The 11797-nt window shown below is 47.7% G+C and carries 13 protein-coding genes; 2 read left to right on the top strand and 11 right to left on the bottom strand.

The genetic code is table 11. The features are described from left to right. Positions 1-49: 49 nt before the first annotated feature. Genes AC3AP5_RS04070 through AC3AP5_RS04050 form a run of 5 tightly spaced genes read right to left on the bottom strand, consistent with a single transcriptional unit; the run spans position 50 to position 3176 of the window. Entirely contained in the window at positions 50-991 is a 942-nt protein-coding gene (locus AC3AP5_RS04070; RefSeq protein ID WP_006955504.1) for a 5-oxoprolinase subunit C family protein, read from the bottom strand. Then, entirely contained in the window at positions 988-1689 is a 702-nt protein-coding gene (pxpB, locus tag AC3AP5_RS04065; protein WP_286681917.1) for a 5-oxoprolinase subunit PxpB, read from the bottom strand. The genes AC3AP5_RS04070 and pxpB overlap by 4 nt, the downstream gene beginning before the upstream one ends. Before the next feature lie 20 nt (positions 1690-1709). After that, a complete protein-coding gene (locus tag AC3AP5_RS04060; RefSeq protein WP_071462570.1) occupies positions 1710-2486 on the bottom strand; it encodes a 5-oxoprolinase subunit PxpA in 777 nt (258 codons plus the stop codon). A gap of 13 nt (positions 2487-2499) precedes the next feature. Then, positions 2500-2904, bottom strand: a complete 405-nt coding sequence (locus tag AC3AP5_RS04055; protein WP_071462569.1) for a hypothetical protein — start codon at positions 2902-2904, stop codon at positions 2500-2502. An 11-nt stretch (positions 2905-2915) separates the two neighbouring features. Continuing rightward, positions 2916-3176 (bottom strand): hypothetical protein, encoded by a 261-nt coding sequence (locus AC3AP5_RS04050; RefSeq protein WP_006955508.1) that lies wholly within the window; start codon positions 3174-3176, stop codon positions 2916-2918. Between the two features lie 112 nt (positions 3177-3288). On the opposite strand from AC3AP5_RS04050, the gene AC3AP5_RS04045 reads away from it, so the two are divergent. Beyond that, positions 3289-3741: a hypothetical protein gene (locus AC3AP5_RS04045; RefSeq protein WP_006955509.1), complete on the top strand. Its 453-nt coding sequence runs from the start codon at positions 3289-3291 to the stop codon at positions 3739-3741. On the opposite strand, the gene AC3AP5_RS04040 is transcribed toward AC3AP5_RS04045, so the two are convergent. From AC3AP5_RS04040 to AC3AP5_RS04030, 3 genes are read right to left on the bottom strand one after another with little or no spacing between them, the layout of a single operon-like run. After that, positions 3742-4509, bottom strand: coding sequence for an SDR family oxidoreductase (locus tag AC3AP5_RS04040; RefSeq protein WP_006955510.1), 768 nt, complete (start codon positions 4507-4509; stop codon positions 3742-3744). Positions 4510-4522: 13 nt separating this feature from the next. Beyond that, complete coding sequence (locus tag AC3AP5_RS04035) at positions 4523-5605, bottom strand: phosphotransferase family protein (RefSeq protein WP_487327054.1); 1083 nt, start codon at positions 5603-5605, stop codon at positions 4523-4525. Then, positions 5595-6833: an acyl-CoA dehydrogenase family protein gene (locus tag AC3AP5_RS04030; RefSeq protein WP_487327053.1), complete on the bottom strand. Its 1239-nt coding sequence runs from the start codon at positions 6831-6833 to the stop codon at positions 5595-5597. Before AC3AP5_RS04030 ends, AC3AP5_RS04035 begins: the two co-directional genes overlap by 11 nt. Positions 6834-6972: 139 nt before the next feature. On the opposite strand from AC3AP5_RS04030, the gene AC3AP5_RS04025 reads away from it, so the two are divergent. After that, positions 6973-7983 (top strand): alpha/beta hydrolase, encoded by a 1011-nt coding sequence (locus AC3AP5_RS04025; RefSeq protein ID WP_487327052.1) that lies wholly within the window; start codon positions 6973-6975, stop codon positions 7981-7983. Between the two features lie 74 nt (positions 7984-8057). On the opposite strand, the gene sucD is transcribed toward AC3AP5_RS04025, so the two are convergent. The 3 genes from sucD to odhB form a co-directional block, all read right to left on the bottom strand. Further along, complete coding sequence (gene sucD / locus AC3AP5_RS04020; RefSeq protein ID WP_006955516.1) at positions 8058-8930, bottom strand: succinate--CoA ligase subunit alpha; 873 nt, start codon at positions 8928-8930, stop codon at positions 8058-8060. Further along, complete coding sequence (sucC, locus tag AC3AP5_RS04015) at positions 8930-10096, bottom strand: ADP-forming succinate--CoA ligase subunit beta (RefSeq protein WP_006955517.1); 1167 nt, start codon at positions 10094-10096, stop codon at positions 8930-8932. Before sucC ends, sucD begins: the two co-directional genes overlap by 1 nt. A 138-nt stretch (positions 10097-10234) precedes the next feature. Next, positions 10235-11788 (bottom strand): 2-oxoglutarate dehydrogenase complex dihydrolipoyllysine-residue succinyltransferase, encoded by a 1554-nt coding sequence (gene odhB / locus AC3AP5_RS04010; protein ID WP_487327051.1) that lies wholly within the window; start codon positions 11786-11788, stop codon positions 10235-10237. Between the last annotated feature and the right edge of the window lie 9 nt (positions 11789-11797).

Here is an 11797-nt window from a genome sequence, read left to right as displayed (position 1 = left end):
TTCTCCAACAACTTTTGAGCTCAAAAAAGGATATTACTTATGATCGCAATTAATGATCCGTCTGGCAAGCAGGTGTGATGCCAAAAAAGTCATAATAGTTTTTTAATTGCTGTTGTACTTTAGCAACTTCAACTCGAGTAAACTGCACGGTTTGACCCGGTCGACATTGTGCCAAACGTGACAGATCCAGTGGACTTATATTACCAAGCTTAGGGTACCCCCCCAACGTTTGGCGATCGTTCATCATAATAATAGGTTGGCCATTCGGTGGCACCTGCACTGAGCCAATATTGATTCCCTCTGACACTAAACCTTTGCCCGCATACTCAATGGCAGGCCCTTCGAGTCGAATGCCCATCCGATCGCTTTGCTGGCTAATTTTATACTCGTGGAAACTCAACTTTTCGCGCTCAGCCATGGCAAACTGGTCGTACTGAAACCCGGGTATCAGACCTAAGACCGGTGGCTTACTGTAATCAGGACGGTAACGCCATGGAATACGCTGCGTTAACTCACAGGTTGAAGACTCAATAGCCAATGTATCGCCTTTTTGCAGCGCACTACCATCACCGCGGTGACCGCCTAATTGCTCACGCTTAACCGTCGCGCAACTACCCCATTGCGGCTTGACCTGTATTCCACCTGCAACAGCTAAATAGGCGCGCAATCCGCTACGTGCAGGCCCAATACTCAGCACCTGCCCAGCTTCAACCTGAAACGTTTCCCAAATACTGCGCTCTTCGTCATCCAGTTTTAAGCTGACATCTGCACCGCACACGGCGACTGCAGCAGCGGTGGAAAACTTAAACTTTGAGCCCCCCAATACAATTTCAATCTGAGCGGCACCCGGCTCATTTTTTAGCAGATAGTTGCCCCATAAAAAGGCATTCTCATCAATAGGTCCGCCGCGTGTTAAGCCTTTTTTTAAGTAGCCTAAGCGACCAAAATCCTGAATAGTGGCGTACATGCCGGGTTCAATCACTTCAATCATTCGAATGCCTCCACTGAGCCGCCAGCCGCGATAAACTCATCCTTTGAAATCGCCTTAAATCGCACCGTATCACCTGAGTTAAGTTGATTCAGAATGCCTTTCTGAGGTTCATATAATGGAAAGGTCGTGCGACCAATGATGTTCCAACCGCCAGGCGATGCTAAGGGATAAATTGCTGTTTGCCGTTCAGCAATGGCAACACTCCCCGCTGGTATTCGTGTTCTAGGTGAATCCAGCCGAGGTGCCTGTAAATCTTCGGCGACTTCGCCCATGTAAGCAAAGCCCGGTGCAAACCCCAATGCATATACGCGATAGCTGTCCCGACAATGGCGCTCTATAACCTCCTCGACACTACATTCGTGAAGCTCCGCAATACGTGCTAAATCAGGCCCGACCGTCTCGTCGTAATAAACAGGAATGACGTGTGTTTGCCCCTGCTCCGCGTTAACCTGTTGGAGTTCAGGCAGGGACTCAATGATAGCTTTGATCGAGGCACGTATATCGGTATCTGAATGCCGGGTAATATCGTAATAAACCATGAGCGATGAGTATGCCGGTACGGTTTCGAGTATCGCTAAATCGCTGCTGGCTATCGCTGAATCAAGTTGCAGTACGCGTTGGTTCGCCTCGATGCTGATCTCATCTGCAAAATAGACGATCACCGCATCAGCACCCGCATTGACTATGGAAGGTTTCACGCTCAGTTTCCCTCTTGTTGTTATTCGGGTATCGAGTGGAGTAACTCACGTATTTTCGACACGGTTTCGACCGCGGATGGGTTGTCGCCGTGAACGCACAGTGAGTCGATACTAATCATTCGCTCGTTACCATCTTTGTCAATAATAGGCTCGCGTCGAGCAAACCGGTTCGCTTGTTCAAGTACATCGGCTTCCTCGGTCAGCACCGAGCCGCTTTGCTTTCGTGATACAAGCCGACCTTTATGGTTATAGCGACGGTCTGCAAAACCCTCAAACCATAAGTAAACGTCATAGTTAGATGCTAATGCCTGCCACTCAGAGTTTTGCGGAGTTGCCATAACCATCAGTGGTAGCGGTTGACGTTGTTGGGTTTGCAAGTAACTAACTGCCTTACACACCGCTTTAAATATCTCACTGTCACGCAGCATATCATTATACAACGCACCGTGAGGCTTAACGTAAGCAACCGATTCATCATAACGTGCGGCGATACCATTAAGTGCACCGACTTGATACATGATGAGAGCAATAATTTCTTGCTCTGAGCAGTCCATATGCCGCCGCCCAAAACCAACAAGATCTGGATAGCTCGGGTGAGCCCCAATCTTGACTTGGTGTTGTGCTGCCAGTGCCACCGTCTGAGTCATCGTCAGTGGGTCGGATGCGTGAAAGCCACATGCAATATTAGCGCAGTCGATGTGCGGCATGATAAGTTCATCCTCGCCCATCTTATAAGCGCCAAAGCTCTCACCGATATCACAGTTGAGTGTAATTTTTCTAATCGTATGCGTATTCATACGACAAAGTATATCATGATTTGGTTTTGTCTTGTTTACGTGCGGTAATGTCACCTGTTAATCGAGTGTAGCTCACTGCAAACAAATACAACCCGACACCGATACTGGCAATTTGCAGGGCAGGTAAAGCCAGCACGACTAGCTGGTGTTTAGCGAAAATAGCGACAGCACCCACGAGCCCCATCGTCGTTAAGCCGCTTGCTATCAAAGTAATCGGAGGCAGCCAACTCAATAGCTTTTGAATACGCAACAATGCGAGTAAACCACCCAAAATGATGCCCCATGCAACTGGCACACCCAGTTGATACCAACTCAATTGATAGTCAGCAATTGCAGCGACTAATTGGTCTTGTGAAGCGGTATAAAAAAATAGGCCCACCGCGCCCGCTAAAATGACAATTCGCTTAAAAAGATTCATGCCTGCTTTCCTTACAGCGCTAAGCTCACACAATAAATAATAATGCCTATCACGGGCACCCAAACAATTGGAGACTGATACCACTTGAGCGGCTGTTTACTTTGTTCATTCAGCTTATTCAACGTGGGCAACCGATACAGCCAAATTAAAGCCACCAGCATTAAGCCTGCGCCCGTTAGCCGAATGGTAGTATCAAACTCGCTTACGACTCCGAGTACAGCTAAAAGTAAACCTACAATCAGCAGTACTATTGCAGTAACACGTTGCCACATTTATTCACCTCGTTATTATTATGCTTTGGTCGAATACCACCATAACGCTTTTTTAACAGACAAAAAAGAATATGTTACCTTAGAGCCTACGCTGACAGGGATTGAACAATACATGCAGATATTTAAACGAATGGCGCTGATCATTGCGGCCGCTGGCGTGACCTTTGGTTTAATCGTAATAAGTATCGTGGTGTACCAGTACACCATCATGGCACCCGACCTACCCCATGCCGGTGACTGTCAGTTACAACAACTCGAACAAACTCAAGATCGTGCTGCTGAAGTGCACACCTATCAATGTACTCGCGGTTCAGAAACGACTTGGCAGGGTACCGAGATATGGCTCTATGAACCTTTGACTGAAGAGTGGCAGCGGATGTTAACCGTTGCAGGCGAACCCTGTGTGCGCATTCGCCTCAACGAGCGTCGTCTAACGGTCTCCCATGCGGGCAACAAGCTCGATTTTAACCTCGCTGAACCGGTCTTTATCTACAAGGATAAAGAAGGCACAAGCCATAGCTTGGCTGTCGCAATCGATAACCAAGCAACGGCATGCGATGATTAATTAGGTCAGTTTGAGCACCCAACTCAGCGGTAAGCGCTTCATTAAAAAACCAATAACGCACCACGGCCAACCGGGTACATAGGCTTTGACGGGCGCTTTCTCTATGGCTTTTACCATTTTACGACAGCCCTCTTCGGTGCCAATCATAAAGGGTGTGTTCTTTACTTTTTCATTAATTTCCGAGCGAATATAACCCGGGAATAATGTGGTGACTTTGATAGGACTGTTGTTGCCATAGGTCTTAAGCAAATCAGCGCGGATCCCTTCAGACATCGATGCTAAACCGGCTTTGGTTGCCGCATATACCGTCATTGCACGCGGCATGCCACGCAATGCACTCATCGAGGCGATGGTGATCAAATGACCTCGCTCTTGTGCTCTGAAAATACCCATAGCCGCCTCGCATTGGGCCAACGCAGCAACAAAGTTCGTTTCAGCCGTGGCTCGATTAGCGGCAAAGTACCCTGTGCCTAACGAAGCGCCTTTACCCATCCCAGCATTAACAACGATTTTATCAATCGCGCCTGCCTCTGATTTAAACCGCTCAAACACGTCAAATACATCATCGTGTTGGTTAACATCAAGCGCTGCAATGTATACGTTGGCTTTTGGGTAAGCTTGCTCGATTTCACTTTTCAATGCTTCTAAACGCTCAATGCGCCGTGCGCACAGGCACAAATGATACCCTTTACTGGCAAATTCCCTTGCCATGCCCTCGCCCAGTCCAGAACTGGCGCCCGTTATTAATACGGTTTGTTGTTTTTGCATAATACACGTCCATTTATTGTTTTATTTTGCGACGGCAACGCCATAACAAGTAGTTGACCAAAAACCAGAAGTTTTTAAACGCTGGATTATTCGTTTGCTTATGGTGATAACGATAATAAATCTGCTGAGCAATTACGGCGAGGCGGAATAAACCAAACACCTCATAGAACTTAAAGTCAGCCACCGCTACGCCCGTCTGCTGACAATAATAGTCGATGATTTCTGCTCTATTTAACATACCTGGATAATCACTCGGTTGTCGTTTCGTCGCCCGGGCAATTTTGTCGTCGTCAGATTGAATCCAGTAGGCCAACGCATTACCCAGGTCCATCAGCGGGTTACCGAGCGTCGCGAGCTCCCAATCAAGAATGCCAATGATGTGAGTCGGATCATCGGCATCTAATACTAAGTTGTCCAAACGAAAATCATTGTGCGTCATGCAAATGGTCTCGTCGCTCGGTTGGTTTTCTCGAATCCAGCGCATGATGCTTTTAGCGCCAAATACGTTCCATGTTTTCGCCCGCTCAAATCGATTGCACCACCCTTCTACCTGCCGCTGGGTATAGCCTTTGCCTTTCGCTAACCGTCTTAGACCCGATGCATTGATATCTACATTATGTAACGCGACAAGGCGGTCAATCGCGTTTAAACATAATTGCCGCGCTTGTGTTTCACTTAACTCCAGTTGGCGGGGAAAGTGACGACGCGGAATAATTCCCTCTATATGACGCATCACATAAAATTCAGCACCAATAACCGACTCATCCTTGCAGTGTGCAAGCACTTCCGGCACCTCTGGAAAATACGGCTTAAGCGCTTTTTGAAAACGATACTCGCGCCCCATGTCGTGCGCCGACTTCGCCTTAGTGCCATCGGGAGGACGACGTAAAACGAGAGCGACGTCATGATAATCAAGCCGGTACGTCCAATTAGATGCGCCCCCTGTATACTGAGTGACCATCAGGTCCCCGGAAACATCACTGAATACGTCGGGCAATTCGGCTTTTAGCCACGTATCAAGCTGTTCAATGGGTAACGACTCTTCCGTTCTAACCGGAGAAGACTGGTCAAGTACGCTGTTTGCATCAACGCTCATTCATTCGCTCCTGCCAAGCTCTTACTTCTGTTTTAGCAATGGTTGCACGATGCACTGCGTCAGGGCCGTCGGCAATACGCAATGATTTAGCGACCGCTAATAAATCGGGTAAAGGCGTATCATGACACATCGCGGCACCCCCATACAGTTGCATGGTTTCATCCACCACACGTTGCAGGACTTGCGGCGCGACCAATTTAATTGATGAAATCGCTTTAATCGCCTTCATTGCACCCATCTTATCAATTTGCCATGCCGCATGAAGCGTGAGTAAACGCGCTTGATCAATGGCAACCCGTAAATCTGCGAGACGTTCTGTATTGCCACCCAACTTTAATAAAGGTTGCCCAAACGCAATACGGGATGTACCGCGCTCGATAAACATATCGAGCGTCCGTTCAGCAGCACCGATGGCGCGCATGCAATGATGAATGCGGCCTGGACCTAAACGCCCTTGCGCTATTTTAAATCCGGCGCCCGGTCCGACGATGATATGGTCCTTAGGTACACGCACATCGTCAAATATCACTTCACCGTGACCATAAGGCGCATCGTATTCGCCCAGCGCAGGGAGCATGCGCTCAATATGCACGCCGGGTGTATTTAAAGGCACAATCACCATCGAATGACGGCTATGCTTATCAGCATCCGCGTCCGTCAAACCCATCACGATGGCAAATTGAGCGTCGGGATGCCCAAGCCCTGTGCTCCACCATTTACGTCCGTTTATCACCCACTCATCGCCGTCAGCGGTAATCGTGGTTTGCATGTTGGTTGCATCAGATGACGCCACATCAGGCTCCGTCATACAAAAGACCGAACGAATGTCCCCTGCCAGGAGAGGTTCAAGCCATTGCGTCTTTTGCGCGGCACTCCCAAAGTGATACAGCACCTCCATATTGCCGGTATCAGGTGCATTACAATTAAAGATTTCCGGCGCCAACAAGCTGTGCCCCATACACTCGGCGATAGGCGCGTACTCAAGAGTTGTTAGTCCCTGCCCAAGCTCAGCGTCGGGCAAAAACAGGTTCCATAACCCCGCCTTCTTAGCCATGGCTTTTAGTTCTGCCACATGGGGTGGCACCTGCCATTCACGCCAGTGAGGGCCGGCATTAAGACGTTGGTTTTCTTTACGGTAGTCAGACTCATAAGGGACGATATGCTGTTCGATAAATTCTTGTACACGTGACAAATAATCACGACTTTTATCTGAAAATGAAAAGTCCATTCTACGTTTCCTTTAAATGCCCAATAACCGCATTGTAGGCATGAATGATTTTCTGGTACAACCAGTTTCCGCCGATTACTCCGCTTGCACTGGAGTCAAATTTTTATTACGGTTAAATACAAAATGGAAAAATTTACTTATGCGCTTAATAATAGTCGCTTTTATACTTTTGTATTTAACAGGCTGTACAGCCCTCGTTGCTGACCAAGTAGCCCACCCCCATGGAATGAATCTAAACTTTTCCGATGAACAATCAGCGCAAGAAATCTTTAGTCTGCAGTCCGGTAAGATCGGTAACCTCGATTACTTTTATGGATCTGCCGCTGGGTTTGCTCAACAAGAAAACGCGTTTGAAAGCACCATTACTGTGGCGCTAACAAACAGCAAAACAGGCACCACTACGACAACCCAATATCACTATGACGACAGCCATGCTCGTAAACTTTCAAAGCAAAGTGAGCCGCGCGGTCAGGTTATTATGCTACACAGCTACAGCACCGATAGCCGTTCACTTTATATTGATAGTCGAGCACTCCGGGCGCAAGGGTACGACGTGTTGCTGTTCGACCTGAATGGTCATGGGCGTGCAAGTGATAAGCCGATGAGTTTTGGTCCGGCGGATGTTGAACGTTTAGATCAATTAGTCACTATGATCCGTGACAACTCAAACTTGCCGCTGTTGCTGTACGGAAAATCCTATGGTGCAAGCGTAGCTGCACAATATATCGCGAAGCATGGCAAGATCGATGGTTTCATCGGCATTGCTCCGATGAATAACTTTACCGAAGCTGCGCTTATCGAGACAAAACGCAATTCGCCTTGGCTAACCCAGTTTATTAGCGATGAGTATATTACCGCAGGTATTGAACGCGCTGCCGCTTCGGTCGGAGCGAATGTCGAGAAGGCCAATACCGCACGTATATTGGCTAATCAGTTACAACAAGCCAGCTGGCCCCCATCACTCATTTTTGTTGGTGAACTTGATGAACTGAGTAAAAAAGAAACCTTTACCTCGTTTGATGACAACTTAAACGTTAAAGTCATCACGCTACCCGAGCGCCCACATATGGCGATGATGGTGTACGACAATACGATCGATAAGCAGCTATCCGAATGGCTTGTGATGTTTGAAGCGGGAAAATTACGTTAAACACATTACGTTAAACAGAAAATACAAAAAACCCGGCGCAAGGCCGGGCTTTTTATGAGCTTAAACAACGTTGATTACCAACCTGTTTTCTCACGTACTGCTTTACCGATATCAGCCAAGCTACGTACAGTCTTAACGCCAGCTGCTTCAAGTGCAGCAAATTTCTCGTCTGCTGTACCTTTACCGCCTGCGATGATCGCACCGGCGTGGCCCATACGCTTACCAGGAGGCGCAGTGACACCTGCAATGTAAGAAACCACAGGTTTGGTCACGTGGTTTTTGATGTATTCTGCAGCTTCTTCTTCTGCAGTACCACCGATTTCACCGATCATGACAATAGCTTCGGTCTCTGGATCCTTCTCGAACAACTCTAAGATGTCGATGAAGTTAGAGCCTGGGATCGGGTCACCACCGATACCAACACAAGTAGACTGACCGAAACCTTCGTCAGTAGTCTGCTTAACGGCTTCATAAGTCAAAGTACCTGAACGCGATACGATGCCGACTTTACCTTTCTTGTGAATGTGACCTGGCATGATACCGATCTTACATTCATCAGGAGTGATAACGCCTGGGCAGTTTGGACCAATCATACGAACACCTTTGTGCGTCAAGTATTCCTTAACGTACAACATGTCCAATGTTGGGATACCTTCAGTAATACAAACAATCAGTTCGATACCGGCATCTGCAGCTTCGATGATTGAATCTTTACAGAAAGGTGCCGGTACGTAGATAACTGATGCTGTTGCGCCAGTCGCTTCCACCGCTTCTTTAACAGTGTTGAAGACAGGTAGACCTAAATGCTCTTGGCCACCTTTACCCGGTGTTACACCGCCAACCATTTGCGTACCATACGCAATTGCTTGCTCAGAGTGGAACGTACCTTGACCACCAGTGAAACCCTGGCAGATAACTTTGGTGTTTTTATCGATCAAAACGCTCATTATTGACCTCCTGCCGCAGCAACCACTTTATCAGCAGCGTCAGAAAGGCTTTCTGCTGCGATAATGTTTAGGCCACTTTCATTCAATTTCTGCGTACCTAGTTCAGCATTGTTACCTTCAAGGCGAACAACAACCGGTACTTTAACGCCCACTTCTTCGACGGCACCGATGATACCTTCAGCGATCATGTCACAACGGACGATACCACCAAAGATGTTAACCAGTACGGCTTTCACAGAGCTGTCAGACAAGATGATTTTGAATGCTTCAGAAACGCGTTCTTTAGTTGCACCGCCACCAACGTCAAGGAAGTTTGCAGGTTCGCCACCGCTTAACTTAACGATGTCCATCGTACCCATCGCCAAACCAGCGCCGTTAACCATACAACCGATGTTGCCGTCGAGTGCAACGTAGTTGAGTTCCCACTTAGCCGCTTCTGCTTCACGCGCGTCGTCTTGTGACGGATCGTGCATTTCGCGGATTTTTGGCTGACGGTACAATGCGTTGCTATCGATGCCTACTTTAGCGTCTAGGCAGTGCAAGTTGCCTTCGTCAGTGATAACGAGCGGGTTAATTTCAAGCAATGCCAAGTCGTATTGCTCGAACATTTTCGCTAAGCCTAAGAAGATTTTGGTGAACTGCTTCACCTGATCTGCAGAAAGGCCCAATTTGAAACCTAATTCACGACCTTGGAAAGGCTGTGCGCCTACGGTCGGATCGATTTCAACTTTCAAGATTTTCTCTGGTGTTTCTTCAGCGACTTTCTCGATTTCAACGCCGCCTTCAGTTGATGCCATGAACACGATTTTACGTGAACCACGGTCTACAACTGCACCTAGGTAAAGCTCGTCTGCAATGTCAGTGCAGCTTTCAACTAAAATCTTAGCAACCGGCTGACCATTTTCGTCGGTTTGGAAAGTTACTAAGTTTTTACCTAACCACTGCTCAGCAAAAGCGCGAACTTCGTCAGTGCTTTTTACCAACTTCACACCGCCCGCTTTACCGCGGCCGCCAGCGTGAACCTGACATTTAACAACCCAAGTGTCTCCACCAATACGTTTTGCCGCTTCAACTGCTTCATCAGCAGTATCGCACGCAAAACCTTCAGATACTGGCAAACCAAACTCTTTAAAGAGTTGCTTACCCTGATACTCATGCAAATTCATGATGCTCTTCCGATTCGTTGAAACAACAAAAGCAGCGAAATGCTGCCTACCCGAATACCGCGCCGAATTCTAACGCGTACGGCGCAAAAATAACAGCCGTAAGCTGGAATCCAACTTACGGCTGAGTGCTCAGCGTCTTTAGATATCCAGGATAAGACGTTGAGGATCTTCCAACAGCTCTTTAACCGTGACTAAGAAGCCAACCGATTGTTTGCCGTCGATAATACGGTGGTCATAAGACAGTGCCAAATACATCATTGGCAATATCTCAATTTTACCATCCACCACCATGGGGCGTTCTTGGATTTTGTGCATACCCAAAATCGCGCTTTGTGGTGGGTTCAAAATAGGAGTTGAAAGCAGTGAACCAAACACACCACCATTGGTGATCGTGAAGTTTCCGCCCTGCATTTCTTCCAATGTGAGTTTTCCATCACGTCCTTTGATAGCCAAATCACGAATACCGTTTTCCATGTCTGCGATAGACATTTTGTCAGTATCACGTAACACAGGCGTGACCAACCCACGTGGTGTTGAAACTGCGATACTTACATCGAAGAAGTTGTGATAAACGATATCATCGCCGTCAATCGATGCGTTGACATCAGGGAAGCGTTTTAATGCTTCTGTGACCGCTTTAACGTAGAAGCCCATGAAACCTAAGCGTGTACCGTGTGTTTCTTCAAACACATCTTTGTACTTTTTACGAAGGTCCATAATCGGCTTCATGTTGATTTCGTTAAACGTCGTCAACATTGCCGTGTCGTTCTTAGCTTGTAATAAACGCTCGGCGATACGTTTACGTAAACGCGTCATAGGTACACGTTTTTGGTCACGGTCACCCGCCGCTTGCGGCTGCTGAGACGCACTCTGGCTGCTGCTAGAGCTTGACTTAGACTGTTGGCCTTTAACGTGTTTCTCAACGTCTTCTTTGGTCACACGACCACCTTTGCCGGTGCCTTTTACGTCACTCGGTTTCAGACCATGCTCGCCTAACAAACGACGTACGGCCGGACCTGCGACTTCGCTGTCGCCTTCGTCTTTCTGCTCAGTTGAAGTCTCTTCAGACTTTGCCGAGGATTTATCAGAAGAACCTGATGCAGCTGCGCCCGCTTCAACCGTGCCAATCACATCGTCAGCACCCACTGTCGCGCCTTCGTCTTGCGTGATTTCAGCCAATACACCATCGGCTGGCGCGACAACTTCAAGAACCACTTTGTCAGTTTCAATATCGACAAGGTTTTGGTCGCGCTTAACAGCGTCGCCTGCTTTCACATGCCAAGTTGCAATGGTTGCATCAGAGACAGATTCAGGTAACTGCGGTACTTTGACTTCAATTTTTTCGCCCGAGCCTGATTTTTCAGAAGCATTGTCGTCTTTTGACGAACTTTCTTCTTTCTTATCTTCTTCAGCCGAATCTTTGCTATCGCTATCGTCGTTGCTGTCGTCACCCGCGCCTTCTTCGATTTTGCCAATCACTTCTTCAGCAGTCACCGTAGTGCCTTCGTCAGCAATGATTTCGCCAATGACGCCATCGGCTTCAGCGACAACTTCGAGCACTACCTTATCGGTTTCGATGTCAACCAGATTCTGGTCACGCGACACTTTGTCACCTGGTTTTACGTGCCAAGTTGCGATGGTGGCATCGGCAACAGATTCGGGTAATTGAGGAACTTTAATATCAATCGCCATGGTTCATCT

Source organism: Idiomarina sp. D18 (genome assembly GCF_057748155.1).
Note: the sequence above shows the minus strand (reverse complement) of the source record. Positions and strands in the feature narration are given on the sequence as shown.

Bases quoted from the DNA above. Each gene is read 5' to 3' on its own strand.
- AC3AP5_RS04045 (WP_006955509.1), top strand. From the start codon at position 3,289: ATGCAGATATTTAAACGAATGGCGCTGATCATTGCGGCCGCTGGCGTG.
- AC3AP5_RS04035 (WP_487327054.1), bottom strand. From the start codon at position 5,605: ATGAGCGTTGATGCAAACAGCGTACTTGACCAGTCTTCTCCGGTTAGA.
- AC3AP5_RS04050 (WP_006955508.1), bottom strand. From the start codon at position 3,176: ATGTGGCAACGTGTTACTGCAATAGTACTGCTGATTGTAGGTTTACTT.
- sucC (WP_006955517.1), bottom strand. From the start codon at position 10,096: ATGAATTTGCATGAGTATCAGGGTAAGCAACTCTTTAAAGAGTTTGGT.
- AC3AP5_RS04055 (WP_071462569.1), bottom strand. From the start codon at position 2,904: ATGAATCTTTTTAAGCGAATTGTCATTTTAGCGGGCGCGGTGGGCCTA.
- AC3AP5_RS04070 (WP_006955504.1), bottom strand. From the start codon at position 991: ATGATTGAAGTGATTGAACCCGGCATGTACGCCACTATTCAGGATTTT.
- AC3AP5_RS04030 (WP_487327053.1), bottom strand. From the start codon at position 6,833: ATGGACTTTTCATTTTCAGATAAAAGTCGTGATTATTTGTCACGTGTA.
- sucD (WP_006955516.1), bottom strand. From the start codon at position 8,930: ATGAGCGTTTTGATCGATAAAAACACCAAAGTTATCTGCCAGGGTTTC.
- odhB (WP_487327051.1), bottom strand. From the start codon at position 11,788: ATGGCGATTGATATTAAAGTTCCTCAATTACCCGAATCTGTTGCCGAT.
- AC3AP5_RS04040 (WP_006955510.1), bottom strand. From the start codon at position 4,509: ATGCAAAAACAACAAACCGTATTAATAACGGGCGCCAGTTCTGGACTG.
- AC3AP5_RS04060 (WP_071462570.1), bottom strand. From the start codon at position 2,486: ATGAATACGCATACGATTAGAAAAATTACACTCAACTGTGATATCGGT.
- AC3AP5_RS04025 (WP_487327052.1), top strand. From the start codon at position 6,973: ATGCGCTTAATAATAGTCGCTTTTATACTTTTGTATTTAACAGGCTGT.